Below are 26,126 nucleotides of genomic sequence, written 5' to 3' on the forward strand. Positions count from 1 at the left end.
GCGCCGGGTGCGTCCTTCAACGTGCCTGGGACCACGGCGGAGTTCATACCAGCTCGTCCGCGAGCAGATCCATCAGCAGACCGTCCTCCCAGACGCCCGTCCGGTGGTTCCGCCAGTACGCCCGCATGATTCCCACGGGCTTGAACCCGACCTTGCCGTAGCAGCGGATCGCCGCGGAGTTGGCCGCGGCGGGGTCGATGGTCAGCCGGTGATGGCCGCGCTCCCGCACCAGCCACCGGGCCAGCGTGCGCACCGTATCGGCACCGAGTCCCTTCCCGTGGTGCCTCGCCGTCAGGAATATGTCGATGCCCGCGCGGCGGAACTCCGGATCGGTCTCTTCGTCGAACTGGGCGGCCCCGATGACCTCACCGTCGAAGACGACGGCCAGCATGTCCTCGTAGTCGTCCGGGGGCGACCACCACGCCGCGACTTCGGGTTCCCTCACGACCCTGTCGAGGATCTCACCATCGCCATCTGCCACCGGCCGCAGCACGACCCTGTCCCCACGCAGCTCCATGCGCTCATTCTCCCCGAGCGGCGAAGGCCCGGTCGACGCCTGTCGGACTGGAAGGTCGGCTCACACAGAGGAGCCAACTGAACACAAGACGCGTAATGGATGCCGTCGGCCTGCTCGCCGACAACCCCCTACCTCAAGGTTCGACACCGTACGGCTCGCCCGTCCTGCGGCGTGTGCACGTAGGGCGCTGCCGCGTGCTGTACGAGATCGCGGAGGCCCGGGTCACCATCATCGTGATCCACGTCGGCCGCGTCGGCTGCCCCTCACCGGGCCGTGGCCAGCTCGGCCCAGACCGTCTTGCCGACGACCCGGTCCTTCACGCCCCACGACGTCGCCAGCGCCGCGACCAGATGCAGGCCGAACCCCGATTCCGCGCCGGGCCGGGAGGGCCGGACCTCCGGCCCCCGCTCGCCCCGCGCGTCCGACACCTCGATACGGAGCGTGTCCGCGAGGGCGATCAGCCGCAGCTCGAAGTCCCGGCCCGGTACGAGCCCGTGCAGCACCGCGTTGGCCGCCAGCTCGGACACGATCACCGCGATGTCGTCGGAGAGCCCCGACCCGTATGGCACACCCCACGTGTCGAGTTGATGCACCGCCAGGTGGCGGGCCAGCCGCGCGCCCCGACGGGTGGCGCTGAAGCGTTGGACGAACTCGGCGCCCGCAAGGGTGATTTCGGCGTTCATGTGACTCAGCGTGTCCGGTTGCTCGTACGCTGACCAGGAGTGACACCACGACGCCGAGCAGTTGTACGGGCACGCCCGGTCGGCTGTACGGGGCGTCGGCCGTGACCGGGTGGACAGAGAGCGGTGCGGGACACATGGAGAAGGAAGTGCGGCCCGAGCGGCCGGCCGAATCGGACGGAACGGCGCACCTTTTCAGGGCGCTCGGAAAAATGATCAAGGTGCTGCGCGAGCGCGCGGGCATGAGCCAGCGGGAGCTGGCCGTCGCCACGCACTGCGGGGAGGACCTGATCTCCGCGATGGAACGGGGGGTACGGACACCTCAGCCGGAGTTCCTCGCACTCGCGGATGACGTGCTCGGCGCGGGCGGCCTGCTCCGCGCGACGATCGGGGAGGTACGGGAGGCGCTGGCGAGGGCGCGTACGCGACATCCGGAGTGGTATCGCGGCTACGCGAATCTGGAGGCCGCTGCGTCACAGCTCTACGTCTACAGCAATCAGGCGGTGCCCGGACTGCTCCAGACCGAGGCGTATGCCCGGGCAATCTTCGCCCAGCGGCGACCGCTGCTCAGCGAGGAGACCATCGAGAAGCGCGTCGCCGACCGGCTCGACCGGCAGAAGATCTTCGAGCCATGGCCTTCCCCCACGTTCCACTTCATCCTGGATGAGAGCGTGCTGATGCGCCCCATCGGGGGCCGGGACGTACTTGAAGAGCAGTTGCGGAGGCTCCTGCACATCGGCCACCTGAGGACGGTGCAGCTTCAGGTGGTGCCGCTCGATCGCATCGAACAGCCCAGCATCGACGGTCCGTTCACCCTGGTCACCCCCCGGGGGAAGCAGCAGCTCGCGTACCTGGAGATTCACGGGAACCCGAAGCTCATCACCGAGCCGGAGGAGGTCCGGGTGCTGGCTGTCCGCTATGGAATTATGCAGTCAGTGGCTCTCGCTCCGGGGGAGTCCATGGCCGCGATCGAGAAGATGCTGGGAGAGCGATGAGCACCGGGCAACTGCACTGGTTCAAGAGCAGCTACAGCAGCGGCGGTGGGGGTAACTGCATCGAGGTCGCCTACGAGTGGCGTAAGAGCAGTTACAGCAGCGGCGAGGGCGGCGAGTGCGTCGAGGTCGCTGCCCACTGGCACAAGTCCAGCCACAGCAGCGGCGGGGGTGGCGAGTGCGTCGAGGTCGCAACCTGTGCCGCCGCCGTCCACGTCCGTGACTCCAAGAACGTCCAGGGGCCCCGGCTCGACATCGCCCCCGGCGCCTGGGCGGCGTTCGTCTCGTACGCGCAGCAGGGCTGAGCGCCCTGCTGCGACCGGCGTCCGCCGGGTCGTGACAGCCGCGACCCGGTGGACCGCGACCCGGTGGACCGGGACGCGGCTGACCGGGTCGCGGTGCACAGCGACGTAAAAGCTTGTAAGTCTTTGTCTTGAGGACGTACGAAAAACCCAACCCAACCCTTGTCTTTCACCTGCGGGTCCCTGTCACTCGCGCGGGTGACATCGGGCAACTCAGCTGGATTTCGGGGCAGCTTGCGGGCATATGCTCACGCCAACACAACCCCACACGTACGTCGGCCCTCGGCCGGGACTAGAGATCCCGAACGAGGGCCTGACCACCAAGGAAGTAGCACCTTCCCGATGGATACACAGCAGGTTAGCGCGCCCGCACGCTCCGCGCCCAACGTTCGCAGGGGCGGCTCGCCGGATTCCGGCATCCGCCACGTCAACACCCGCCAGACCAGACGGTTCACGGTCATCGGCAACCACCTCCCCCAGCACCTCGAACTGTCGCTGATCGCGATCGGGCTCTCCACGTACATCCAGTCGCTTCCCGCCGGTGCACAGATCAGCATCAAGAAGCTCGCCGGGCGCTTCCCCGAGAGCGAGGCCCGCATCGCCGCCGCACTGCGCGAACTGGAGGCCCACGGCTATCTGAGCCGTACCCGTGAGCGGCTGCCCAACGGCCGTATCGTCACGCGCACGTGCTCCTACAACCAGCCGACCCGCACCGCGCAACACCACCCGGAGCCCAAGCCGACCCCGGCCCCGGCCCCGGCTCCGGAGCCCAAGCCGCCCCACAGGCCCAGCACCCCGGCACCAGCGCCCGCACCGGCCATCGCACTGACACCCGCGCCGGCGTCCGCGCCCGCACCGGCACCCGCCAAGGCCCCGCCGCCCCCGCTTCCCCAGCCGCGCAAGGAGCTCCCTCAGCTCCTCCGTGCCGCCACCGCGCTGCTCACCGATCTCCCGCGCCACGCGCCCCGGATCACCCTCACCGAGAAGGACGTCGTCCTCCTCGCCCCCGCCGCCGCCACCTGGTTCGAACGCGGCGCCACGCCCGCCGCTCTCCGGCAGGCGCTCACCGCCGACCTCCCCGAGCCCCTCAAGCACCCCGCGAAGCTGCTCCGGCACCGGCTCACGGCTCTCCTGCCACCCCCACCGACCCTGGACCTGCCCGCGGTGCCACTCCAGAACTGCGACCGCTGCGACCGGGCCTTCCGCTCCCCCGTCCCGGGTGACTGCCACGACTGCGCGGCCGATCGCCACCGGACCTCCACCGGATTTCCACTGGCCTCCGCACAGGGCTGAACGCACCGCACCGGGCCGCGGGAATCCACGACCCGGTGCGGGGTGAGCCGTCCGGGTCAGACGGTCGGGGAGGCCGAGAACGTCGTGTTCCGGTAGCCCTTGCCGTCCTTGTCCCAGTCCAGCTGGAGGAATCCGTCGGCGAGGTAACGGCCGGATCCGGCGGCGTACTTGAGGACGCCGGTCGTGTAACTGCCGTTGCCCTTGTAGTCACCGTGCTCAAGACGGGACTTGATGCCGGTGTAGTTGGCCCATTTCACGACCTTGTCGGGGCCGGACACGCTCTTCTTGGTCTGAAGGTGGAAGCGGGCGGCGTCGAACTCGCTGGGTCCGTCGACGAACCAGGCCGGACCGTCCCAGCTGATCTTGGCGTAGGTGTAGATGCTGCCGCTGGACCGCTTCGCGCAGAGCTGCACGGTGAAGTCGAAGTTGTCGGCGTAGACGCCGCCATAGGCCGGGTTGTCGACGGAGTGCTTGCTGGTGGTGCAGTGATAGCTCGCGGCGGCGGCCGGGCCGGCGGCGACCACCATGGCGCCGCCGAGCACTGCGGTGGCGGCCACTATGCCGGATATCGTGCGGGAAGTCGTGTTCACGGCTTTTCCTTCATCAGGATGCCCAGCGGGCGGGCGACTACGCGCCGGCCCGCTGTCAGCTGGTGGGGTGGCGGGGGTGCCGCGCACGCTACCAAAGGCGCCGGGCCGCCATGGCGTCGGACCGAACGGGTGCGGTCTCGGCCGGCCTCCGTATCCTTACCGGATGTTCACAACCCCTGAGCTCGTCATATTCGACTGCGACGGCGTTCTCGTCGACAGCGAACGGATCGCCGTACGCATCGAGGTCCAGATCGGCGCCGAGCTGGGATGGCCGCTGACGGCGGACGAGGTCATGGAGAAGTTCGTGGGCCGGTCGAACAAGTCCATCAGCGAACTGGTCGACGCCCGGCTGCCCGGCAAGTCCGCCGCCTGGCAGCAGCGCTACGAGGCCCTCCACCGCGAGGCCGTCGACCGTGAACTCGTCGCGGTGGAGGGGATCCACGAAGCGCTGGCCACCCTCACGCTCCCCACCTGCGTGGCGTCCAGCGGCAGCCACGAGAAGATGCGCCACACCCTGGGCCACACCGGGCTCTACGCGCACTTCGAGGGACGCATCTTCAGCGCCACCGAGGTCGCACACGGAAAGCCCGCCCCCGATCTCTTTCTTCACGCGGCCCGGCGGATGGGGGTCGACCCAGCCGCCTGCGTGGTCGTCGAGGACAGCAAGTACGGGGTGCAGGCCGCCCGTTCGGCCGGGATGCGAGCGTTCGGCTACGCGGGCGGACTGACTCCGGCGCACTGGCTGGAAGGCCCGGACACCGTGGTCTTCGACGACATGCGCAAGCTGCCGTCGCTGCTGTCCGGGAGCTGAGAGTCCCCGCCGCGCCCGGGAGTACGGGGTACGGGGCACGGGGTACGGAGCATCGCGTACGGGACAAGCCCGGAGGCGTCCGGTCACAGCCCGTCCCCCCGTGCCGCGCGACGCTCCGGACCGTCACCACTCGTCGTCGTGGCCGATCACCCGGAAGCTGCCCACGACGGCGTTGTCGAGGAACCCGGCGCCCTGGACGGTACGGGCCGCGACACCGTACGTGCTGCCGTAGGGGCCGACCGTGGCGACCGGGGCACCGCCGTCACAGGCGAACCCCCGATAGACCTCGACGACGTTCCGGCTGTCGTTGAAGATGCTGAAGCTGGTGGAGCCCAGCCCGCTGGCCGCGGAGTTGCAGCCCTCCGAAAGGCCGGAGTAGGACCGTTCGTTGAAGTAGATCCGCTCCTCCTTCTTCCGGTCGTGGCCGCGACCGCCCCGGTCGCCGCCCTCGCCACCGCGCCCACCGCGGTCGCCGCCTTCGCCACCGCGCCCACCGCGGTCGCCGCCTTCGTCGCCGCGCCCACCGTTGTCGGAGCCTTCGTCGCCGCGCCCACCGTTGTCGGAGCCCTCGTCGCCGCCGTCCTTGTTCCCCTGGTCCCCCTTGGCCTCCGTTCCGCCTTCGCTGCCGAGGGGAGCCGGTGCGGGATCGGCCTGCCGTGCGGGCGGGGCGGCCTGGTGAGCGGGCGGGGCGGCCTGGTGAGCGGGTTGCTCGGCTCTCCCGGCGGCCGGTGCGGCTTGGGTGGATTCGTCGGCCGAGGCATAGGTGATGCCGGCGGCAAGGACTGCGGCGCTGACTACGCCGGCGGCCGCGGTGAAGGTACGCGAGGGCATGGCACTTCTCTCCGTCTCAGAAACGCCGACCGGACGGCCGACCTTCGGCGAACGTACCGAGGAGTCACATACCTGTCATTTCAGACAAGTCCAGAGCGTGACGCCACAGGACCGGTCGGGTAGAAAGAGGGCGTTCGACGCATATCCACACGGCTGCGGCTGTTGCGACTGCGCCGCGGTCGAGCCGCCGCCGCTGCCGCTGCCCGGAAGCCGAGCACTCCGGCCCCCGGGCGGGCTGTCGGCCCCGGGCCGGGCGTCAGCAGTTGCGGACCGACCAGACGGGGCTCCAGCCGATGGAACCCTGCTCGCGGGCGGTGCTCTTCCTCAGCACGTTGCCGCTGCTTCCGTAGAACGTGGCGACCGTGCCCTTGGTCTGGTTGTTGTCGAAGAAGCCGTCGCCCTCGAAGTTGGACAGGGAGTACTTGTTGCAGGTCTTGAGGGAGTACACCTTCCACTGGTTCTTGGTGTAGTCCCACACGCTCAGGCACAGGTTCTCGTACCCGCACTGCGAGGGCGTTCCGTCGGGGTAGTACTTGTACGGCGCGGCCGGCGAGATGGACGGCGAGACCGCAGCGACGCGACTCGTCGGCGTGTCGGCCTGGGCGGGCACGGCGACAGCGCCCATGGCGATCACCGAGGCCAGCGCGGTGGCTGCGCCGAGTGCAGAGTATTTGACGCGCATCTGGGTGAACTCCTCCTGTTGGCGGCCGAGTCGACGGCCGGCTCCCGTGCGGTTCCCCAGCAGTCTGTGGTGGCGGAAGAACGGTGCGCGCGTCGTTTTGGGCCCAGCCAAATCGTTGGTACGCACCGTACGGAAGAGGCCCGGGGCAGCGGCGTCAGCAGCCGTCGAGCAGGCGGCGGCCCAGCGGAGTCGCCGTGTGCCGGACCCGTTTGCCGTCCCGTCGGCTCGCGACGAGCCCGCCCTCCCGCAGTACGGCCAGCTGCTGGCTGACGCTCGGCAGGGACAGCCCGGTCGCGTCGGCGAGTTCGGACGTGGTGCCGCAGGTGCGCACGGCGGCCTCGTACAGCAGCGCGGCGCGGGCCGGGCCCAGTAATCGGGCCAGTGAGGCCGGGGAGGTGCCCGGCTGGGCGGTGGTCCGGTCGACCGGGTGGATGAGCACCGGACGCAACCCGTCGTCCGCCAGGGTGATCGGCTGCCGCCAGCAGAAGTACGACGGGACCAGGAGCAGGCCCCGGCCCTCCAGGTACAGATCGCGCTCGACGGGATAGCCGACGGTCAGCACGGGCGGCTCCCACACCGCCATCGGCCGCAGGCTCTCCAGCAGCGCCCGTGTTCCGCCGTCCACCAGTGCGCGGGTGCGCAGGGGCGGTGTCCGCCGTCGTGGCCGCGCCGATGTGGTGCCACAGCGGCGCGATGAACTCCTGGTGGTACGTGCGCAGGTTGCCGCCCAGGGCGGTCAGGGCCGTGACCTCGCCCCGTGCCAGCTCCGTACCCGCCCACGGCCGGCCGCCGCCCGCCGTCAGCAGGGCGAGTTCGTCGCGCAATCGGTGTTTCGGGGTGGCGAGCACCCGGTCGATGCCCGAGCGGAGGTCGTCGGGGCCGTCCTCGGCGGGCGGGGTGAGGAAGTCCGGGAAGTAGGCGGCGCGCGGCACCAGACTGCGCAGCGCCGACGCCGCGTCCCGGGCCGGGCCGCCCCGACGGAGGAGTCCGTGTGCCGCCTGCCGCCACGGGTCGAAGGCCAGGGCCCCCTCGGGGTTCTGGAGGCGGCACAGACTACAGACGATCTCCCACAGCGGGTCGGGACGGCGCGCGAGACGCACATTCTCCAGATCTCTGCCCGTGAAGTGGATACGCAGCATGGCTTCCCCCCGTTGGCCACCGACGATCGGCAGAGATCCTGGCACGCGGGGGGCTCCGGTCCACGGCGGCGCGACGGCAGGACGGCCCGGCAGACCGGCAGACCGGCAGACCGGCAGACGAGCAGACCGACGGGCAGCGGGGCGGCGGGGCGGCGGGGCGGCGTAACGACAGAACGGCCGGGCGTCCCCGTGTCAGGGGATGCCCGGCCGTTCCGTTCGGCTCGCCGTCGTCAGCGGGCGACCGCCTTGGTCGCCTTGCTGGTGGCGGAGCCACTGGCGTGGCCCGTGCGGCGGGCGGTCACCTTCACCGTGATCTTCTTGCCGCGCTGGGCCGACTTGAGCGTCAGCGAGGACTTGGTCGCGCCCGAGATCGCCTTGCCGTTGGCGTACCACTGGTAGGCGTACGAGGTCGGGGCGGGCGTCCAGCTGCCCTTCGCCGCCTTGAGGGTGCGGCCCACCTTCGCGGTGCCGGAGATCGTGGGCTGCTTGGTGGCCTTGGGCGCGCTGCCCGTGGCGACCTTCACCGAGGCGGGCGTCGCGGAACCGTCGGCGTGACCGGTGCGGTGGGCCGTGACGGTGATGGTGACGTACTTGCCGAGCAGCGATGCCGGGACGGTGTACGTGGACGAGGTCGCGCCCTTGATCGCCTTGCCGTCGGCCTTCCACTGGTAGCCGTAGGAGGTCGCGGAGGGCGTCCAACTGCCGCTCGTGGTGGTCAGCTTGGCGCCGACCTTCACGGTTCCGCCGATCTTCGGAGTGGTCGTCACCCTGGGCGCCGCGCCCTTGGCGACCGTGAGCGCCGCCGAGTCGGCCGGGACGTCCGCCGTGCCGGCGCGGCGGGCCGTGACGGTGACGCCGATCTTCTTGCCGAGCAGCGAGAGCGGGACGGTGTAGGCGGATGCGGTCGCGCCGGTGATCGGCTGCCCGTCGGCGTTCCACTGGTAGGTGTACGACGTCGGGGCGGGGGCCCAGGTGCCGGGGGACGCGGTGAGGCGGTCACCGACGCGGGCCGTGGTGCCGATCGTGGGCCGTGCGCTGTTGCGGAGCGGGGCCGAGGTGACGGTGAAGTCGCCCCGGGCGTACTCGGCTCCGGCGGGCGTGATGACGCGCGCGCTCCAGGCACCCTCGGCCGCGCCGGTCAGGTCCAGCTCGGCGGTCAGCGTGCGACGGTCGGGCGAGACGGAGACGGTGGTCGCGGTGATCTCCCGGCCGGAGTTCCGCAGCACGAGGCGCTGGTCCTTGTGCAGGGCCGTGCCGGTGACCGTGACCGTCGTCTTCGTACCGGAGGCGCCGGTGGCCGGGGTGAGCTTCGTGACGGTCACCCGCTCCAGCCCGCAGAGCCCCGGGCAGACCGCCTCGGCCTGGTACGAGGTCCGCGCGGCCTTCTCCGGCAGGGAGAGGACCAGGATGCTCGGGGTCAGCTCCCTGGAGTAGCTCTCGATCACCCGGCACGTGTAGCCGACGGAGGCGGAGTACGTGCAGCCGTTGTCCAGGCTCGGGTCGTACAGCGCGGGCACCGCCGTGTCGGCGGCTCCCTCCGTGTCGCTGATCTTCATCGTGAAACGGTCGCTGTACGCGGTCGGCAGCGCGGCGCAGACGGCGGTGTGCTGCTCGTCGAGGGTGCCGGTGACCGGGCCGTACCCGTACGCGATGCTCGCGGCCTTCTCGCACTCGGCGGCCGGACCGTCCGGGCCCGCGATGCGCAGGGCGTCGAAGCGGTACGAGCCGGGGGCCTTCAGCGTCGGAGGCACGGTGACCAGGACCTGGTAGTGGGTGGACCCGGTGACGGCGCACGCCTGGTTCCGGTTGCAGAGTTCGGTGCCGTCCGCCCCGTACACCACCGCGTTCGCGGCGCCGAGCTCGTCACGGACGTTGATGTGCACGGTGTCCCGGGCGTCGGCCGTGGTCACCTGACGGCAGCGCAGCTCGCCGGGGGCGCCCATGGTGCCGCCGGTGGACGGGCCGCCGGGCTTCGTCGCCGGGTTCGCGACGCATCCCTTCGCGGTCGCGGTGACATCGCGGCGGGTCAGTGTGTAGTCGGCGGCGGTGTCACGGCCGGTGACCAGCACGGTGTGCGCGACGCCCGGGGTCAGCGCGCAGTTCGCCCAGCTGGAGACCGAGGGGCGGGACGAGCAGATCTGCTTGCCCTGGACGTCCAGGACGGTGAACCGGGCGAGGGACGCGGTGCCCGGTGCCGCCTGGAGCTGGATGTTCTCCCCGGCGCTGTGGTCGTTCGCCGGGATGCTCAGACAGCGCGAGAAGACGCCGTCACCGGTGGTGACACGGGCGGTGGGGCCGGTCACGGTGAAGTCGCCCGCCGGGAGGGCCGGGCAGTCGGCCGCCGCGTCGGTGCGGTGCAGGGCGAGGGCGTACGGGCCGGTCGGCTTCGAGTCGCTGTCGGTGGAGACCAGGGCCCGGAACGGGGCCTTGCCGGTGAGCCCGCAGGTCCCGTCCACGAGGCTGGACGGGTAGCAGCGCTGGATGCCATCGGCGTCGACGACCGTCACGTCAGGCTGGGGCGCGGGCCCGTAGAGCGGCGCCAGCGCGGCCAGCCGGGCGCCTTCGGGGAGCGGCAGGGACAGGCAGTCGATCTCACCGCCGTGGGTGAGCTGCGACTTGTGCACGCCGAGTTCGACCGGCTCGCAGCCGGTGGTGGCGGTGTGGTCGATGACGAGGGTGGCGGCGTCGGTGTAGACGGTGTAGTCACCGGCGGCCGGGAGGGTGCAGACGTCCCAGGTCTCGCAGGCGGTCTTGCCGTTCCGGTCGTACACGGTGAGCGCGGAGCGCACGCCGTCGTGGACCGTGAAAGCGTCGTAGCGCCCGGCGGACGGGGCGGTGAAGGTGCGGCAACCGTGGACCGGGTCGGCGGCGGTGGGGCCGGAGTCGTACCCGTTCATCGGGGGGTGCGCGCAGCCGGCCGGGTCGGAGGTGCGGCGGACGGCGAGGCTGTACTCGGTGGGGAAACCGTGCTCGGCGTCGGTGACCTGCGAGAGGACCCGGTAGGGGCCGTCACCGGGCAGGACGCAGCCCTTGCTGCCGTCCTCGTTGCGGTACGGGCAGATCCGGGCGCCGGTCTCGTCGCTGATCCAGGCCACGCCCTGGCCGTACGAGGTCGTCCTGATGTCGGTGGTGATCCGCTCGCCCGGCTTGCCGTCGAAGAACCGGCACTGGACGGCGGTCGGCCCGGCGGCCGAACCGACGACGGGGGCGGTGTCCCAGGACGTGCCGATCTCCGGCGCGCAGCCCTCGGTGGTGGCGAGGGGGGTGACGGCGATGGTGGGCGTGCTCGTCTCGGACCAGCTGTTGTACAGCTGGAGCGTGAACTCGCCCGCGCGGGGCAGCCGGCACCAGCCCGCGCCCCAGTCGCCGTCATAGCAGTCGATCTGCGTGTCGCCGTCGAAGACGGTGACGTACGTACCGGCGTCGGCGCCGCCGACGAGGACGACCCGGTGCATCCCGGCGGCCTCGGCGGTGATCGTGTAGCAGACCGTGCCGTCGCCCGGGATCACCGGCTTGCCCCCGGCCGGGGCGGCCTCGTTGTAGCCGGAGAGCGGCAGCGCGACACAGTCCTCGGCGGCCGGAGCACCGGCCGCCTTCGCCGCAGGGGCGTACGCCTGCGCGGCGGTGGCGGGTATCAGCAACGAGAGCAGGACCGACAGCGCGAGCAACAGCACGGCGTACGCCGCCGAACCGCTCGATCTGCCCCGTCTTGCGGCTGCGTATGGACGGTGGTTGGGCATTCCGCTCCCCCCGGACCGGTGAAGGCTGCGCCTGCGCCCCGGAGTTCGCGAACGATGACCGACGAACGACGAGCGGCGAACGGCGCACGCAGGCGAGACAGCCCGGGGGGCACATGCGAGATGTGTGCGACTCGTAAAGGAGAGCGCACATGATGATCGCACACGCGTACGGAGAGCGCGTATCGGAATATACGCGGGCGTGCGCGCGGGGCATTGAAGTCTCGCGGCGTGGACGGAACCGCTTCCGAATCGACGCCGTTTCTGAATTGACGCCGCGCCCGGCGACGGGCATCCCGGACAGCGCGAAGGGCCGGGCGCCCTGCACCATCTGGTGCGGGGCGCCCGGCCCCTGCCTTGCGTTCACCTCATCCACTCATCCGCGTCAGCGGGCGACCGCCTTCGTCGCCTTGCTGGTGGCGGAACCACTGGCGTGGCCCGTGCGGCGCGCGGTCACCTTCACGGTGATCTTCTTGCCGCGCTGGGCCGACTTGAGGGTCAGCGAGGACTTGGTCGCACCCGAGATCGCCTTGCCGTTCGCGTACCACTGATAGCCGTACGAAGTCGGCGCGGGTGACCAGCTGCCCTTCGCCGCCTTGAGGACCTTGCCCACCTTCGCCGTGCCCGAGATCGTCGGCTGCTTGCTCGCCTTGGGCGCGCTGCCGGTGGCCACCTTCACCGCGGCGGTGGTCGCGGAGCCGTCGCTGTGACCGGTACGGCGGGCCGTGACGGTGACCGTGACCTTCTTGCCGAGCAGCGACGCCGGGACGGTGTACGAAGACGCCGTCGCCCCCTTGATGTCCTTGCCGTCGGACTTCCACTGGTAGGTGTGGGACGTGGCGGCGGGCGACCAACTCCCCTTCTCGGCCGTCAGCTTGGCACCCACCTTCGCAGTGCCGGTGATCTTCGGGGCGGTCGTCGCCTTGGGCGCCGCACCCTTGGCGACCGCGAGCTGTGCCGAGGCGGCCGGGACGTCCGCCGTGCCGGTCCGGCGGGCCGTGACCGTGACGTCGACCTTCTTGCCGAGCAACGACGCCGGGACGGTGTACGTGGCGGCGGTCGCGCCGCTGATGGCCTTGCCGTCCGCGTTCCACTGGTAGACGAACGACGTCGGGGTAGGGGCCCAGGTGCCGGGGGACGCGGTGAGGCGGTCGCCGACGCGGGCCGTGGTGCCGATCGTGGGCCGTGCGCTGTTGCGGAGCGGGGCCGCTGTGACCTCGAAGGAGCCGCGCCCGTACGCCCAGTTGTTGTGGGTGATGACGCTGAGGGACCAGGTGCCGACGGTGGCCCCGGTCAGGTCGAGGACGGCCGTCAGGGTCTTCCGGTCCGCGGACACCTCGGTGGTGGTCGATTCGATCTCCTTGCCGGAGAGCTGAATCCGTACCTTGTCGTCCTTGTGCAGGGCCGTGCCGGTCACCTGGACCGTGACCTTGCCCCCGGCGGCCCCGGTGGCCGGGGAGACCTCTCCGATGCTCACCTTCTCCGCGCCGCAGATGATGGACGAGCAGACCGCCTCGGCCTTGTACGTGGTCTTCGACGCCTTCTCCGGCAGCGACAGGACCAGGATGCTCGGGGTGGGCTCGGTGGAGTAGTCCTCGCTCACGGCGCACTGGTAGCCGGAGGGGATGAAGCGCATGCAGCCGTTGTCGAGGCTCGCGTCGTACAGCGCGGGCACCGCGGTCTCGGTGGCGCCCGTGGTGTCGCTGATCGCCATGTCGAACCGGTCGTGGTACGCCGTGGGCAGCGCGGCGCAGACGGCGGTGTGCTGCTCGTCGAGGGTGCCGGTGACCGGGCCGTACCCGTACGCGATGCTCGCGGCCTTCTCGCACTCGGCGGCCGGACCGTCCGGGCCCGCGATGCGCAGGGCGTCGAAGCGGTACGCGTCGGGGGCCTTCAGCGTTGTGGGGACGGTGACCAGGACCTGGTAGTGGGTGGAGCCGGTGACGGCGCACGCCTGGTTCCGGTTGCAGAGGGCGGTGCCGTCCGCCCCGTACACCACCGCGTTCGCGGCGCCGAGCTCGTCACGGACGTTGATGTGCAGGGTGTCCCGGGCGTCGGCCGTGGTCACCTGACGGCAGCGCAGCTCGCCGGGGGCGCCCATGGTGCCGCCGGTGGACGGGCCGCCGGGCTTCGTCGCCGGGTTCGCGACGCATCCCTTCGCGGTCGCGGTGACATCGCGGCGGGTCAGTGTGTAGTCGGCGGCGGTGTCACGGCCGGTGACCAGCACGGTGTGCGCGACGCCCGGGGTCAGCGCGCAGTTCGCCCAGCTGGAGAGGGACGAGTAGATCGAGCAGACCCGCTTGCCGTGGGGGTCCAGGACGGTGAATTCGGCGGTGGACTTGGTGCCGGGAGCCGCCTGGAGCTGGAGGTTCTCCTGTGCGCTGTGGTCGTCGGCGGGGATGCTCAGGCAGTGCGAGAAGACACCGTCGCCGGTGGAGAACCGGGCCGCCGGACTCGTCGCGGTGAAGTTCCCCGCCGGAATGGCGGGGCAGTCGCTCGCCACGTCGGTGCGGTGCAGGGCGAGGGCGTACGGGCCGGTCGGCTCCGACGAGTCGTCGGTGGAGACCAGGGCGCGGAACGGGGCCTTGCCGGTGAGCTCACACGTGCCGGCCGACAGATCCGACCAGTCGCACCGCTGGGCGCCGTCGGCGTCGACGACGGTCACTTCGGGGCGCGGCTCGGGCCCGTTGAGGGCCTTCAGCACGGCCAGCCCGGCGCCCGCGGGAAGCGGCAGGGAGAGGCAGTCGATCTCACCGGCAGTGGCGAACGAGCCCTGGTGGAGACCGAGTTCGACGGGCTCGCACCCAGTGGTGGCGGAGCTGTCGAGGATGAGGGTCGGGTGGTCGGTGAAAACGGTGTAGTCACCGGCGGTGGGAAGGCCGCAGACGCCGCCCCAGGTGGTGCAGACGGTCTTGCCCTCCCGGTCGTACACGGCGAGCGCCGAACGGGCGCCGTCGCTGACGGAGTACACGTTGTAGCGCCCGGCGGCCGGGGCGGTGAACGTCTTGCAGCCACTGGCCGGGGCCGCGGTGGTGGGCGCGGAGTTGTACACGTTCAGGGGGACATGGGCGCAGCCGGCCGGGTCCGAGATGCGGCGGACGGTGAGGGTGTACTCGGCGGGAAAGCCGCCCTCGGCCGCGGTGACCTGCGAGAGGACCCGGTAGGGGCCGTCACCGGGCAGCACGCAGCCCTCGCTGTCGTCCTCGTTGAAGTGCGGGCAGATCCGGGCGCCGGTCTCGTCGGTGATCCAGGCCACGCTCTGGCCGTACGAGGTCGTCCTGATGTCGGTGGTGATCCGCTCGCCCGGCTTGCCGGTGAACGGCCGGCACTGGACGGCGGTCGGCCCGGCGGCCGAACCGACGACGGGGGCGGTGTCCCAGGACGTGCCGATCTCCGGCGCGCAGCCCTCGGTGGTGGCGAGCGGGACCACGGCAACGGTGGGCTCGCTCGGGTCGAACCCGTTGTTCGTCAGCCGGAGCGTGAATTCGCCCGCGCGGGGCAGTCGGCACCAGCCGGCGCCCCACTCGGAGTCGTAGCAGTTGATCTCCGTGTCGCCGTCGAAGACATTGGCGTACGTCTCGGCGCCGCCTGCGAGCACGACCTTGTGCAGCCCGGCGGCCCCGGCCGTGATGGTGAAGCAGGCCGTGCCGTAGCCCGGGACCTTCGTCCTGCCCTCCGCCGGGGCGGCCTCGCCGAAGCCGGAGAGCGGCAGCGCGGCGCAGTCCTCGTCGGCCGGGGCATCGGCCGCCGCCGCGGGGACGTACGCCTGAGCGGCTCCCGCCGGTATCAGCAGCGAGAGCAGGACCGACAGCGCGAGCAACAGTGTTGCGTACGCCGCCGATCTGCCGGATCTCGCGGATCTCGCGGATCTGCTGGATCTCGCGGACTTGCTTGGGTAGTTGGGCATCCGTTCCCCCCGGACCGGTGATGTGTGCGCTTCTGCCAGGGGTTTCACGAACCGCGAGCGAACGCGGGATGGCCCGGGACACAAGCGAGATGTGTACAACTCGAAGAGATATGAAAAGACTTGAAAAGATTGAGTGCACATGATGATCGCACACACGCCCGAGGCCGTGCCGCGACTCGGCTCCGGGGCGGCGATCCACCGGGGCACGGGCGCGGGAATGCGACGCACAGCCGCAAAGGCATTGAGGTTCCGCCGACCCCACCCTAGGCTTGGTTAGGTAACCCTAACTTCGCATGGATGGGTGAATTGGGTGAACCGGGTGACCAAGGAGACCGTGCGACTGGGCACCGTCCAGGAGACGCTGCTCATCCCGCTGTACGGGCGCGCGCTCGACGCGCGGGCCCGCCGCCAGATCCTGGGGGACGCCGAGGCGTCGAGGATGGTCGAGCGCATCGACTACGACTTCGCGAAGTTCCGCGGGCCCTCGCTCGGCGGCTCCGTGCTGCGCAGCGCGATCTTCGACGGGTGGGTGCGCCGGTTCCTCGCGGAACACCCCGACGGCACGGTGGTCGAACTCGGAGCCGGGCTCGGCACCCGTTCCCACCGCCTCGACAACGGCCGGGCCCGCTGGTTCGACCTCGACCTGCCCGACACGGTGGAGCTGCGACGGCGGTTCTTCACCGACTCCGCGAGGACTACGACCCTGGCGGCCTCGGTGCTGGACACCGACTGGTTCGAGCGGGTCGCGGAGAGCGGTGGACCGTACTTCTTCGTCAGCGAGGCCGTTCTCCTCTACTTCGACGAGGAGCAGGTCCGTTCCGTCGTACGGGCCCTGGCGGACCGCTTCCCCGGGGCCGACCTGAGCTTCGACACCGGCGGCGGCACCATGATGCGCAGCCAGGACCGCAACCCGGTGTTCAGGGCCGTCGACGCACGCATGACGTGGACCTGCGACGACCCGAAAGCCCTGGAGAGCTGGGGACTGAGACTGCGCGAGAGCAGGACGTTCGCCACCCCGCAGCCGGACGTGGCCCGGACCTGGCCACGGCGCCACCGTTACGGCATGCCCCTGTTGGCGCGCCTGGTCCCGCCCGTCGTCAACGCGTACCGGATGAACCTCTTCACCCTGGAGCCGCCCCGATGACCGCCCCGGTCCATGGAACACACGTCCAAGGCACCCCCGAGTGGGTCCCCCTGCCGGACGGCCGAAGGCTCTACGCGATGGTCCTGCCAGGTGAGCGGCCGGACGGACCGACCGTCGTGTTCGAGGCCGGGGCCGCTGCGGGCCGGTCCTCGTGGGCGCTGGTGCAGTCGGCCGTCGCACCCCGGGCGCGGGCCGTCGTGTACGACCGCTCCGGCCTCGGCCGCAGCGCCCCCGACCCGGCCGGCCGCACCCTGACCCGCATGGCCGACGACCTCGGCGCACTGCTCGACCACTTCGGCCCCGGCCCGTACGTCCTCGTCGGGCACAGCGCGGGCGGCCCGCTGGTCCGGCTCGCCGCCGCACGCGGGCCCGGACGGATCGCGGGCCTGGTCCTGGTGGACCCCACCGACGAGGCCGCCGACGTGCTGTTCGGCAGCAGGTTCCGGCGGATGGAACGGACGGCCCTCCGCCTCGGCCACACCCTCGCCGCCCTGCGCCTGCTGCGTCCGCTGTTCCGCGGCCAACTCGCCCTGCTCCCGGCGGACGCCGCCCGGGACATGGCCCGGGAGGGCTTCACCACGGGAGTGCTGCGCACCCAGCGCCGCCAGGCCCGTACCTACCTGGACGAGCTGGCCGCCTGGCGCGACGCCCCGCCGGACACCGGAGACATCCCGGTCACGGTGATCTCCGGCGGCCTCCCCGGGGACGGCATGGACAGCACCCTGCGCGCCGCGGCGAACGCCTCACACGCCCACCGCGCGGGCCGGGCGCCGCGGGGCAGGCACGTCATCGCGGAAGGCTCGGGCCACTACATCCCGCTGACCGAACCCGAGGTTGTCATCCGCGAGACCCTGGCCCTGCTGCCGGACTGAGGCGCGGGAACGCGGGGACGCGGGGACGCTCGGACGCTCGGACGCGGGGACGCTCGGACCGCAACGGGGGCCACAGGGGTTACGGGGCCACAGGGGCTGCGGGCTACTTGCCCAGCACCGCCTTCATCACGCTCTTCGCGATCGGCGCGCCCAGCCGGCCACCGGAGATGTCCGACCGGGAGATGTCCATGTCCGTCGGGTCGATGAACACCGCGACCGCCACCGACTTCCCGCCGGCCTTGCCGTACGAGACGAACCAGCCGTACGGCACCTCGTCGTTCACATTGACGCCGCGCTGCGCCGTACCGGTCTTGCCACCGACCGTGACGCCGTCGATCAGGGCACGCTGGGCGCTGCCCTCCTTGGCCGTGAACTCCATCATCTCCTGGACCTTCTTCGCGGTCTCCGAGGAAACGGCCTGGCTCTTGAGCTTCGGCTCGTTCTTCTCCAGGACCGACAGGTCGGGGCCGCGCAGCTCGTCGACGATGTACGGCTGCATCAGCTTGCCGTCGTTGGCGAGGGCGGCGGTCACCATCGCCATCTGCATCGGCGTGCTGGTGAGGCTGCCCTGCCCCATGCCCGTCAGCGCGGTCCCGGGCTTGTCCAGCTTCTCCGGGTAGAGGCTCTTGGTGGCGAGCATGTCACCGAACTCCTCGGAGTAGACATCGGCGTTGAAGCCGAACTTCTCCGCGGTCTCACGCATCTTCTTGTCGCCGACCTTGGACGCCGCGTCGAGGAAGACGTTGTTGCAGGAGTACTGCATCGCGGTCTTCATGGACGCCTTGTTGCACACCGCGTCGCCGGCCTCGCTGCCGATCTTGTTCGTGGAGAGCGGCAGGGGGTACGGGGAGACGGCGTCGGTCCGGGCGTCGACATCGGAGACCACGCCGTTCTCCAGGGCCGCGGCCGCCGTGAGGATCTTGAACGTCGAGCCGGGCGGGAAGGTCTCCCGCAGCGGGCGGTTGGCCAGCGGCTTGCTCTTGTCCTTGACGAGGGCCTGGAACTTGTCGCCCTCCTTGAACGAGTTCCCGGCGAAGACGGACGGATCGTACGAGGGCGTCGAGACGAGAGCCAGGACCTTCCCCGTCTCCGGCTCCAGCGCGACGACCGCGCCGCGCGCCTTGAGGTCGGTCAGCCCCTTGTAGCCGGCCTTCTGCGCCTTCGGGTCGATCGTGGTGATCACGGAACCGCCGCGCCGCGGCTCGCCGGTGATGATGTCCTTGGCGTGCCGGAACGCGAACCGGTCGTCCTGGCCGCTGAGGATGCTGTCGTACGTCTTCTCCAGCAGGGACATGCCCTGCGCCTGCGAGGCGTATCCGGTGACGGGGGCGTACATCGGCCCCTCCTTGAAGGTCCGCCGGTACTTGAAGTCCGTCCCTTCGACCGCCTTGGAACCGGTGACCGCGTCGCTGCCCACGATGATGTCGCCGCGCGGGGTGGCGAACTGGGCGATCTTCACCCGGCGGTTGTTCTCGTGGTTGGCCAGGGGCTCGCTCTTGACGTACTGGATCCAGTTCGCCCGCACCAGCAGCGCCATCACCAGCAGCCCGCAAAATATGGCTATGTGCCGCAACGGCCTGTTCATCGTCGATCCACTCCCGTGCTCGCGCGTGCGTGATCCTCAACTGAGAAAGATACCGATTGCGGCCAAATGGTTGCACTCACAACCAACCCGGCGCCGCAGACCGAGCACGACGAGCTCGTCCGGCCCGCGCTGCCGCAGCGGCGGGCCCGACGCCTCGGGCTCACCACAGCCGTGGGGCACAACTGCGACAATTGCCACCGACCCGCACACGGGCACCTGGGCAGCGGCCGCATCGGCCTCCGCCACCCGTCCGGCAGCGAACCCCTCCAACCGACCCGGCCGACACCCGCCCCGCCGTCAGAGGTACTCCGCGTACCCGTCCAGCGTCCGCAGTACCTCCGCCTCGCCGGCCGGGGGCAGCTGCAGGACGACCTCCTCGATGCCCAGGTCCGCGTAGTGCGTCAGCTTGCCCGCGCTCGGGAGGACCGCGTACGGGACGATCTGGAGGTTCTTCGGGTCGCGGCCCGCCGCGTCCCAGGCCGCACGGAGGGTCGGGACCGACTCGGTCAGGCCGCGGCCGCCGATGGGGAGCCAGCCGTCGGCGTACTCGGCGATGTGGGAGAACAGTTTCGGGCCCGCCGCGCCGCCGATCAGGGTGCGGGGGCCGTTCACCGGGCCGCGCGGCCGCCGGACCGGCTTCGGGTACGCGTGGCTGGCCCGGACCGAGCCGAACTCACCTTCGTACGCGGTGGGTTCGTCCGCCCACAGGGCGCGCATCTGGGCCATCCGGTCGCGGACCAGGTCACGGCGGGCCGGCCAGTCCACGCCGTGGTCGGCGGCCTCCTCCACGTTCCAGCCGTAGCCGATGCCCAGCGTGAAGCGGCCGCCGGAGAGGTGGTCCAGGGTGGCGATCTGCTTGGCCAGGTCGATCGGGTCGTGCTGGGCGACGAGCGTGATGCCGGTGCCCAGGGTCAGGTGCTCGGTGACGGCGGCGGCCTGGGCGAGCGCGACGAAGGGGTCCAGGGTGCGACCGTACTCGGGCGGCAGTTCACCGCCGGCCGGGTAGGGGGTGTCCCTGCTCACCGGGATGTGGGTGTGTTCGGGCAGGTAGAGCCCTGCGAAGCCGCGCTGTTCGAGCTCGCGGGCGAGCCGCAGCGGCGTGATCGTCTCGTCGGTGAGGAAGATCGTTGTGCTGATCCGCATACGAGGACACCTCCGTCGTGATCCGGTGAGGGCCCCAACGTATGCCGTCGCGTGCCGTGCGGTCCGGTCCATCGGCGTTCTTCCGTAGTTCATCGGGTGCCGTCAGGGTTCGGGGGCGAGACCCGTTGCCACTCACGACACCCGGGGAGCCATTCGCATGTCCGTATCGCATTCCGCCCACGGCCACCCGATGGCCAGGCGCGGCCTTCTCGTCGGGACGGCCGCCACCGCTCTAACGTTGGGCACTGTGAGCTTCGCCGACGCCACGCCCCCGAACGACGGCACCGACGCCGGTCCGGAACGGACCAGGACCGTGCGCGGCACCCTGCCGACCGGGTCGCCGGACTTCGTGTACCTGCCGGTCGAAGTACCGCGCGGGGTGAGGGAGATAGCCGTCTCGTACGCGTACGAGAGGACTCCCGTGCCGGCCGGGACGCAGGGCAACGCCCTCGACATCGGCATCTTCGACGAGCGCGGCACCGAACTGGGCGGGCGCGGGTTCCGCGGGTGGTCCGGCGGGGCGCGCGCGAGCTTCTTCATCCGGGCGGACGAGGCGACGCCCGGCTACATCGCGGGGCCGGTGCGGGCCGGTACGTGGAACATCGCGCTCGGTCCGTACACCGTCGCCCCCGAGGGGCTGCCGTACGAGGTGACGGTCACCCTGCGGTTCGGTCCCGCCGGGCCGACGCCGGAGCCGGTGTATCCGCCGGAGCGCGCGAAGGGGCGCGGACGGGCCTGGTACCGGGGGGACTGCCATCTGCACTCCGTGCACTCGGACGGCAGGCGTACCCCCGCCGAGATCGCCGCCGCCGCCCGCGCGGCCGGGCTCGACTTCATCAACAGCAGCGAGCACAACACGTACTCCGCGCACGGGGCGTGGGGCGGACTGTGGGGCGACGACCTGCTCGTCCTCACCGGCGAGGAGATCACCACCCGCAACGGGCACGTGCTCGCGGTGGCCACCGATCCGGGCACGTTCGTGGACTGGCGCTACCGGGCCCGCGACAACCGGTTCGGGCACTACGCGAAGGCCGTGCGCCGGGCCGGTGGCCTGGTCGTGCCCGCCCACCCGCACGCCACCTGCATCGGCTGCCACTGGAAGTTCGGCTTCGGCGAGGCGGACGCGGTGGAGGTGTGGAACGGGGCGTACACCCCGGATGACGAGATCGCCCTCGCCGAGTGGGACAACTCCCTGGTCGCCGCCGCCCGTTGGTCCAAGCCGTGGGTTCCGGCGATGGGCAGCAGCGACGCGCACCGGGAGCCGGACGAGGTGGGGCTGCCGCAGACCGTCGTGCTGGCCGACGAGCTGTCGCGCGAGGCGATCGTGGCCGGGATCCGGGCCGGGCACTCGTACGTCGCGGAGTCGTCCGCGCTCACGCTCTCCTTCGGCGTCTTCGGCGGGCGCGGGCTGCACGCCGGGATCGGCGAGCGGCTGCGGGTGGACGGGGACGACACCCCGGTCACCGTGCGGCTTGAGGTGACCGGGGCGCCCGGCTGCACGGCACACTTCGTCACCGACCAGGGCACGCTGTTCACGGCCGGGCTGCCCGAGTCGGGCACGGGGACGGTCCAGTGGCGTACGACGCCGGCCTACGCCGCCTACGTACGGGCCGAGGTCCGGCATCCGGCGGCGGTGCCGGGGCTGCCGGGCGCACTGGCCGCGCTCACCAATCCGGTCTTCCTGGAAGGGCGCTGAGCACTCGGGCGCTCACCGCTGCACGGTCCGGGAGGGAGAGGGCGAGGGGGGAGAGCGCAGGGAGGGAGAGCGCGGGGAGGGGAGGAGAGCAGGTGGCGGTGCACTGTTCGGACTGCCGGACCCGGCCGTGCGGCCGTGGGCTGCTCGCGCCCGCGTCCCGGGGGGGGCTGCGCACTGTTCGGGCTGCCGGACCCGGCCGTGCGGCCGTGCGCTGCTCGCGCCCGCGTCCCGGCCGGACGCGGGCGGCTCGTGCGGCTGCTCGTCCGCCTGCCGGACCACGCACCGCCGGGGCTCCCCGGCCCCGCGCGGCGGCCGTCAGGCGTTCAGGGCCAGTCCGTCGCGGGACTCCGGCGCATCCGGGTCGTGCTCCCGCGCCTCCCCCCGCGCCCCCTTCGGCGCTTCCGCGCTGCGGAGGCGGCGGGAGGGGACGGTCAGTACGCCGAGACAGGCGATGACCAGCGCGATGCCGGTCCAGCCGAGCACCGGCAGGTGTTCGCCCACGACCAGCACCGCGAACACCGCCGCCACGGCGGGCTCCAGCAGGGACAGGGTCGTCGCGGTGCTGACGGGGATCCGGGACAGGCCGTAGCCGAACAGGACGTACCCGGTGAACATCGGCACCAGCGCCATGTAGATCCCGACACCCGCGTTCGTCCAGGAGTCGACCAGCGGCGCGCCGGTGGCCAGCAGCACCGGTACGAGCATCAGCCCGCCGAGGCCGAACACCGCGCCCATGGCCGCCCGCGAGGTGACCGAGTGGGTGATGAGGCGGTGCGCCGCCCACGCGTACACGGCGTAGGTCAGGCCCGCGACCAGCCCGAGCGCCACGCCGACGACGGTCCCCCGCACGGAGCCGGCGCCCGCCCCGGTACCGGCCTGCGCGGCCTCGGCCGCACAGAGCAGCACCGTGCCGGCCAGCCCCAGGGCGGCCCCCGCCAGCCACCTCCGGGACAGGCGCCGGCCGTCGGCGAACCGCTCGATCAGGGCCGAGGCCAGCGGGGCCGAGCCGATGGAGACGACCGTTCCGACCGCGACCCCGGCCAGATGCATGGAGGTGTAGAACGCCGGCGGATACAGCGCCACGCCCGCGCCCCCGACGAGCACGATCCGCCACTGCGCCCTCAGCTCCGGACGGGCCCTCGCGATCCGGCGTCCGGCCAGCAGGGCCTGGAGCAGTCCGCCCAGACCCATCGCGGCGGCGCCGATGGCCAGCGGGCCCACCTGGGGCGCGAAGGTCGCGGCGGTGCCCGTGGTGCCCCAGAGCACCGAGGCCAGCAGGACCGCGAGCGCGCCCAGGCCCGGTCCGGCGGCGGGCCGGGTGGTGCGGGCGGAGGCGGCCGTGCGGGCGGGGCCGGTCACAGGGTGTCCAGCAGGGATGCGGCCAGGTCCCGGGCGCGCCGCATGCGGGTGCCGTCCCCTTCGAGACCGGCGCGCACGATGGCCCCTTCGAGCAGGAACGCCAGGTGCTCCGCCACGGACCGGGCCTGCTCGTCGCGGCCGGGCAGCAGTTCGCGGAGGTGGGCGGCGAGCAGGCCCTCGACCTGTTCCTTGTGCCGGCGGACCACGGTCCGGCCCTCGTGCCCGGTGGGCAGTTCGGCGGCCGCGTTGAGCAGGCCGCAGCCCCGGAAGCCGTGCTCGTAGGCGAGGTCGGCGTGGTCGGCGTAGGCGTCGAAGACCGCCAGTACGCCCGCCACCGGTCCCGGCGCGTCGGCCAGCCGCCGCCGGTAGAGGTCGAGCCACTCCTCGTGCCGGGCCTGGAGATAGGCGCAGACCAGGTCGGCCTTGGAGTCGAAGTTGTTGTAGAGGCTCATCTTCGCGACGCCGGCCTCGGCCGTGATCGTGTCGATGCCGGTCGCCGCCACGCCGTCGGCGTAGAACCGGCGCGCGGCGGCGTCCAGGATCCGCCCGCGCGCCGCCCCGCGCCGCCGCTTCACCGGCTGCCGCTGCTTCTCCTCGGCCCCTGCGTCGCCCATGACTGCCCGCCTCCTTGATTAGGTAGGTCAGTCTACCTAATTTTCATTGGGCGGCGAGGGCGGCCCCCGCACGGTCCGTGCCGAGACCGAGCCGCCGCGCGCAGCTCCGGCTCTGCACGACCGCCAGGCCCGCGACCGCCGCCCCGAGCACCAGCCAGCCGGCCGGACCGGCGGCCATCACCACCCCGGTCAGCAGCGGCGGCCCGGCGGACTTCTGGATGGACTGCGACATCCCGGCCACCCCCAGGTACGCGGCACGGGCGTCCTGCGGCGCGAGCAGGACCGCGAGCTCCCAGGAGCTCACCGACCGCATCAGCTCCGCCAGCGTGACCAGCAGCGCGGCGGTGAGCAGAACGGCCCCGGCCACCCAGGCCCCGCCCCGGGTGGCCACGGCCAGGAAGCCGCAGCAGACGAGCATCAGGACTCCGTACAGCAGCACCGCCCGGGCCACCCGGCGCGGCCCTTCGGCCCGCCTCGACACGCTCAGCTGGAGCACCACGACCAGCACGGTGTTGATGACGAGGAAGGCCGGGACGAGGGCGTGCGGTGCGGAGGTGCGATTCACCAGCCACAGCGGCAGACCGACCGCGAGGATCGAGTCGTCGAGATTCATCGGGATGTCCAGCAGGACGAACGTGAGATAGCCCCGGTCCCGCCACGGACCGCCCCCGCGCGCGGAGCCCCGCGCCCCCGCGTCCGCGCCCTCGCCCTCGCCCCGGGCGGCCGGCTCCGCTCCCCCGGAACGTGCCACCTCGACGGCGCTTCCCGACGGCTCGCCGGTACGCCACACCAGCACCGCGGCGACGACGAACGACAGCGCGTTGCCCAGGATCAGGACGCGGTAGGCGCCCGTGGTCCCCACCAGCAGGCCGATCGCCGCGATCCCGGCGCCGACTCCGTAGCCCGCGTTGGCCGCGCTGCGCGAGAGCGCCTGGTACGCGGCGCGGCGCTCGCCCGCCGCCCTGGTGGCGAAGAGCATCTCCAGCGTCTTCGCCGCCCGGTCGCCCAGGTAGGTCACGGCGACGACCGGGAGCAGCGCGTCGAAGCCCGTGCACACCAGGACCAGTACGAGCGTCACCAGCCGCAGCAGATGGCAGCCGATCAGCAGCGGGCGCACCGGAAAGCGGCCGGCCAGCCGCCCGGCCAGCGGCGATCCGGCGATGCCCGCGACTCCGGCCACGCCCAGCAGTACGCCGATCTGCTGGGCGCTCAGATGCGTGACAAAGGTGAGGTAGAGGACCGAGGACGCGGCCCAGAGCCCCGAGCCGGTCCGGTCCACGGCCAGGGCGAGCAGCATGATCCGCGCGTCGCGGCCGCCCGGCGGATTGCGCAACTGGGCCGGCAGACCCTGCCCGCGCCCTTTTCCTCGCGCTTCGCCTCGCCGCATCACGCGCCCCCCTCGGGCAGAGATCTCGAACGGGACGAAGACTGCCGCAAAAATACTCTCGACGTCAAGATACTTGATGGCGAGATACCTTGGCCCGCACCGGCCGCACGAGCGCACACCGGCCCACCCCCGCCCGCACCTCTCCGCACGAGCACCCGCCGGTCCGCACCGGCCCCGGAACCCGTCCCGGTGCGCGTCGGGGCCGGGGGCGTCACAGTGGAAGGGAGTGGGGAGTACCGGGCGGGGGCTGCCGGAGGAGGTGTCCGGATGGATGTGACCGGCGACAACGGCGGACGCGCGGGCCAGGCGCCCTGCTTCGTCGTACAGATCCACCAGGCGCGGCGCATGCACTTCGACTTCCGGCTGGAGGTCGACGGCGTACTGAAGTCCTGGGCGGTGCCGTGCGGACCTTCGGAGAATCCGCGCGTGCGGCGACTGGCCGTGCCCACCGAGGACCATCCGCTGGAGTACCGCACCTTCGAGGGCGTCATCGCGAAGGGCGAGTACGGCGGCGGCACGGTGATCGTCTGGGACCAGGGCACCTACCGCCCGCTCAGCCACGACCGGTGGGGCGCGCCCGTACCGTTCGAGCAGTCCCTGGAGGACGGGCACGCGACGTTCTGGCTCGACGGAGCCAAGCTGCACGGCGAGTTCGCCCTCACCCGCTTCAAGGGCGGCGACGCCCCGGGCGCAGAGGTGTGGCTGCTGATCAAGGCCAAGGACGGCCGGGCCACCCGGGAAGGTCCCGAGACACCCGACCCGTACCTCGCCCGCTCGGCCCGCACCGGCCGCACCCTGGCCCAGGTCGCGGCCGAGGAGGGAAGCGGCTCCCCGTGACACACTTC

General features: G+C 71.7%; 21 protein-coding genes. 8 read left to right on the forward strand and 13 right to left on the reverse strand.

The features are described from left to right. Positions 1-43 precede the first annotated feature (43 nt). Together aac(6') and ACGF8B_RS23630 are read right to left on the reverse strand one after the other, a co-directional pair. A complete protein-coding gene (gene aac(6'), locus ACGF8B_RS23625) occupies positions 44-517 on the reverse strand; it encodes an aminoglycoside 6'-N-acetyltransferase (protein WP_392741777.1) in 474 nt (157 codons plus the stop codon). A gap of 263 nt (positions 518-780) precedes the next feature. After that, the gene (locus tag ACGF8B_RS23630; protein ID WP_392741780.1) at positions 781-1,200 is read right to left on the reverse strand and encodes an ATP-binding protein; all 420 of its coding nucleotides are present in this window, start codon (positions 1,198-1,200) and stop codon (positions 781-783) included. A gap of 134 nt (positions 1,201-1,334) precedes the next feature. On the opposite strand from ACGF8B_RS23630, the gene ACGF8B_RS23635 reads away from it, so the two are divergent. The 3 genes from ACGF8B_RS23635 to ACGF8B_RS23645 all read left to right on the forward strand — a co-directional run bounded on the left by ACGF8B_RS23635 (position 1,335) and on the right by ACGF8B_RS23645 (position 3,784). Continuing rightward, complete coding sequence (locus tag ACGF8B_RS23635) at positions 1,335-2,192, forward strand: helix-turn-helix transcriptional regulator (RefSeq protein WP_392741783.1); 858 nt, start codon at positions 1,335-1,337, stop codon at positions 2,190-2,192. Next, on the forward strand, positions 2,189-2,494 hold the full coding sequence (locus ACGF8B_RS23640) for a DUF397 domain-containing protein (protein ID WP_392741786.1): 306 nt from the start codon (positions 2,189-2,191) through the stop codon (positions 2,492-2,494). The genes ACGF8B_RS23635 and ACGF8B_RS23640 overlap by 4 nt, the downstream gene beginning before the upstream one ends. A 339-nt stretch (positions 2,495-2,833) precedes the next feature. Continuing rightward, complete coding sequence (locus tag ACGF8B_RS23645) at positions 2,834-3,784, forward strand: helix-turn-helix domain-containing protein (protein ID WP_392741788.1); 951 nt, start codon at positions 2,834-2,836, stop codon at positions 3,782-3,784. A gap of 56 nt (positions 3,785-3,840) precedes the next feature. On the opposite strand, the gene ACGF8B_RS23650 is transcribed toward ACGF8B_RS23645, so the two are convergent. Continuing rightward, positions 3,841-4,374 carry a hypothetical protein gene (locus tag ACGF8B_RS23650; protein WP_392741791.1) on the reverse strand — a complete coding sequence of 178 codons (534 nt, stop codon included), beginning with the start codon at positions 4,372-4,374 and terminating at the stop codon, positions 3,841-3,843. Between the two features lie 163 nt (positions 4,375-4,537). On the opposite strand from ACGF8B_RS23650, the gene ACGF8B_RS23655 reads away from it, so the two are divergent. Continuing rightward, on the forward strand, positions 4,538-5,185 hold the full coding sequence (locus ACGF8B_RS23655) for an HAD family hydrolase (protein ID WP_392741794.1): 648 nt from the start codon (positions 4,538-4,540) through the stop codon (positions 5,183-5,185). A gap of 123 nt (positions 5,186-5,308) precedes the next feature. Here the strand turns inward: ACGF8B_RS23655 and ACGF8B_RS23660 are convergent, their stop codons facing one another. From ACGF8B_RS23660 to ACGF8B_RS23680, 5 genes are all read right to left on the reverse strand, one after another. Next, positions 5,309-6,016, reverse strand: coding sequence for a hypothetical protein (locus tag ACGF8B_RS23660; RefSeq protein WP_392741797.1), 708 nt, complete (start codon positions 6,014-6,016; stop codon positions 5,309-5,311). Positions 6,017-6,272: 256 nt separating this feature from the next. Continuing rightward, positions 6,273-6,698, reverse strand: a complete 426-nt coding sequence (locus ACGF8B_RS23665) for a hypothetical protein (RefSeq protein ID WP_392741800.1) — start codon at positions 6,696-6,698, stop codon at positions 6,273-6,275. A gap of 154 nt (positions 6,699-6,852) precedes the next feature. Next, positions 6,853-7,323, reverse strand: a complete 471-nt coding sequence (locus tag ACGF8B_RS23670) for an ArsR/SmtB family transcription factor (protein WP_392741802.1) — start codon at positions 7,321-7,323, stop codon at positions 6,853-6,855. Between the two features lie 744 nt (positions 7,324-8,067). Further along, entirely contained in the window at positions 8,068-11,577 is a 3,510-nt protein-coding gene (locus ACGF8B_RS23675; protein ID WP_392741805.1) for a hypothetical protein, read from the reverse strand. Positions 11,578-11,959: 382 nt separating this feature from the next. Further along, positions 11,960-15,481 (reverse strand): hypothetical protein, encoded by a 3,522-nt coding sequence (locus ACGF8B_RS23680; RefSeq protein WP_392741808.1) that lies wholly within the window; start codon positions 15,479-15,481, stop codon positions 11,960-11,962. A 319-nt stretch (positions 15,482-15,800) separates the two neighbouring features. On the opposite strand from ACGF8B_RS23680, the gene ACGF8B_RS23685 reads away from it, so the two are divergent. Together ACGF8B_RS23685 and ACGF8B_RS23690 are read left to right on the forward strand one after the other, a co-directional pair. Continuing rightward, a complete protein-coding gene (locus ACGF8B_RS23685) occupies positions 15,801-16,625 on the forward strand; it encodes a class I SAM-dependent methyltransferase (protein ID WP_392741811.1) in 825 nt (274 codons plus the stop codon). Continuing rightward, entirely contained in the window at positions 16,622-17,497 is an 876-nt protein-coding gene (locus ACGF8B_RS23690) for an alpha/beta fold hydrolase (protein ID WP_392741814.1), read from the forward strand. Before ACGF8B_RS23685 ends, ACGF8B_RS23690 begins: the two co-directional genes overlap by 4 nt. A 103-nt stretch (positions 17,498-17,600) precedes the next feature. On the opposite strand, the gene ACGF8B_RS23695 is transcribed toward ACGF8B_RS23690, so the two are convergent. Both ACGF8B_RS23695 and ACGF8B_RS23700 read right to left on the reverse strand, forming a co-directional pair. Further along, positions 17,601-19,082 carry a peptidoglycan D,D-transpeptidase FtsI family protein gene (locus tag ACGF8B_RS23695; protein ID WP_392741817.1) on the reverse strand — a complete coding sequence of 494 codons (1,482 nt, stop codon included), beginning with the start codon at positions 19,080-19,082 and terminating at the stop codon, positions 17,601-17,603. 297 nt (positions 19,083-19,379) lie between these two features. Beyond that, positions 19,380-20,225: an LLM class F420-dependent oxidoreductase gene (locus ACGF8B_RS23700; RefSeq protein ID WP_392741820.1), complete on the reverse strand. Its 846-nt coding sequence runs from the start codon at positions 20,223-20,225 to the stop codon at positions 19,380-19,382. Positions 20,226-20,415: 190 nt separating this feature from the next. Here ACGF8B_RS23700 and ACGF8B_RS23705 point away from each other — a divergent pair, with 190 nt between their 5' ends. After that, on the forward strand, positions 20,416-21,921 hold the full coding sequence (locus ACGF8B_RS23705) for a CehA/McbA family metallohydrolase (protein WP_392742039.1): 1,506 nt from the start codon (positions 20,416-20,418) through the stop codon (positions 21,919-21,921). A gap of 315 nt (positions 21,922-22,236) precedes the next feature. On the opposite strand, the gene ACGF8B_RS23710 is transcribed toward ACGF8B_RS23705, so the two are convergent. The 3 genes from ACGF8B_RS23710 to ACGF8B_RS23720 are packed head-to-tail and all read right to left on the reverse strand — an operon-like array spanning position 22,237 to position 25,281. Beyond that, on the reverse strand, positions 22,237-23,280 hold the full coding sequence (locus tag ACGF8B_RS23710) for a DMT family transporter (RefSeq protein ID WP_392741823.1): 1,044 nt from the start codon (positions 23,278-23,280) through the stop codon (positions 22,237-22,239). Then, positions 23,277-23,894 carry a TetR/AcrR family transcriptional regulator gene (locus ACGF8B_RS23715; RefSeq protein WP_392741826.1) on the reverse strand — a complete coding sequence of 206 codons (618 nt, stop codon included), beginning with the start codon at positions 23,892-23,894 and terminating at the stop codon, positions 23,277-23,279. The genes ACGF8B_RS23710 and ACGF8B_RS23715 overlap by 4 nt, the downstream gene beginning before the upstream one ends. Before the next feature lie 43 nt (positions 23,895-23,937). Further along, positions 23,938-25,281 (reverse strand): MFS transporter, encoded by a 1,344-nt coding sequence (locus tag ACGF8B_RS23720; protein ID WP_392741829.1) that lies wholly within the window; start codon positions 25,279-25,281, stop codon positions 23,938-23,940. Between the two features lie 267 nt (positions 25,282-25,548). Between ACGF8B_RS23720 and ACGF8B_RS23725 the strand changes: the two genes are divergently transcribed. After that, positions 25,549-26,118, forward strand: coding sequence for a DNA polymerase ligase N-terminal domain-containing protein (locus ACGF8B_RS23725; RefSeq protein ID WP_392741832.1), 570 nt, complete (start codon positions 25,549-25,551; stop codon positions 26,116-26,118). The last annotated feature ends 8 nt before the right edge of the window (positions 26,119-26,126 follow it).

The sequence above is a fragment of the Streptomyces sp. NPDC047917 genome, assembly GCF_043204345.1.
GTDB lineage: Bacteria > Actinomycetota > Actinomycetes > Streptomycetales > Streptomycetaceae > Streptomyces > Streptomyces sanglieri.

Excerpts from the sequence above, each read along its gene's own strand:
- ACGF8B_RS23640 (WP_392741786.1), top strand. The coding sequence starts at position 2,189 with ATGAGCACCGGGCAACTGCACTGGTTCAAGAGCAGCTACAGCAGCGGC.
- ACGF8B_RS23720 (WP_392741829.1), bottom strand. The coding sequence starts at position 25,281 with ATGCGGCGAGGCGAAGCGCGAGGAAAAGGGCGCGGGCAGGGTCTGCCG.
- ACGF8B_RS23660 (WP_392741797.1), bottom strand. The coding sequence starts at position 6,016 with ATGCCCTCGCGTACCTTCACCGCGGCCGCCGGCGTAGTCAGCGCCGCA.
- ACGF8B_RS23645 (WP_392741788.1), top strand. The coding sequence starts at position 2,834 with ATGGATACACAGCAGGTTAGCGCGCCCGCACGCTCCGCGCCCAACGTT.
- ACGF8B_RS23655 (WP_392741794.1), top strand. The coding sequence starts at position 4,538 with ATGTTCACAACCCCTGAGCTCGTCATATTCGACTGCGACGGCGTTCTC.
- ACGF8B_RS23635 (WP_392741783.1), top strand. The coding sequence starts at position 1,335 with ATGGAGAAGGAAGTGCGGCCCGAGCGGCCGGCCGAATCGGACGGAACG.
- ACGF8B_RS23680 (WP_392741808.1), bottom strand. The coding sequence starts at position 15,481 with ATGCCCAACTACCCAAGCAAGTCCGCGAGATCCAGCAGATCCGCGAGA.
- ACGF8B_RS23725 (WP_392741832.1), top strand. The coding sequence starts at position 25,549 with ATGGATGTGACCGGCGACAACGGCGGACGCGCGGGCCAGGCGCCCTGC.
- ACGF8B_RS23630 (WP_392741780.1), bottom strand. The coding sequence starts at position 1,200 with ATGAACGCCGAAATCACCCTTGCGGGCGCCGAGTTCGTCCAACGCTTC.
- ACGF8B_RS23665 (WP_392741800.1), bottom strand. The coding sequence starts at position 6,698 with ATGCGCGTCAAATACTCTGCACTCGGCGCAGCCACCGCGCTGGCCTCG.
- ACGF8B_RS23700 (WP_392741820.1), bottom strand. The coding sequence starts at position 20,225 with ATGCGGATCAGCACAACGATCTTCCTCACCGACGAGACGATCACGCCG.
- ACGF8B_RS23705 (WP_392742039.1), top strand. The coding sequence starts at position 20,416 with ATGGCCAGGCGCGGCCTTCTCGTCGGGACGGCCGCCACCGCTCTAACG.
- ACGF8B_RS23695 (WP_392741817.1), bottom strand. The coding sequence starts at position 19,082 with ATGAACAGGCCGTTGCGGCACATAGCCATATTTTGCGGGCTGCTGGTG.
- ACGF8B_RS23690 (WP_392741814.1), top strand. The coding sequence starts at position 16,622 with ATGACCGCCCCGGTCCATGGAACACACGTCCAAGGCACCCCCGAGTGG.
- ACGF8B_RS23675 (WP_392741805.1), bottom strand. The coding sequence starts at position 11,577 with ATGCCCAACCACCGTCCATACGCAGCCGCAAGACGGGGCAGATCGAGC.
- ACGF8B_RS23715 (WP_392741826.1), bottom strand. The coding sequence starts at position 23,894 with ATGGGCGACGCAGGGGCCGAGGAGAAGCAGCGGCAGCCGGTGAAGCGG.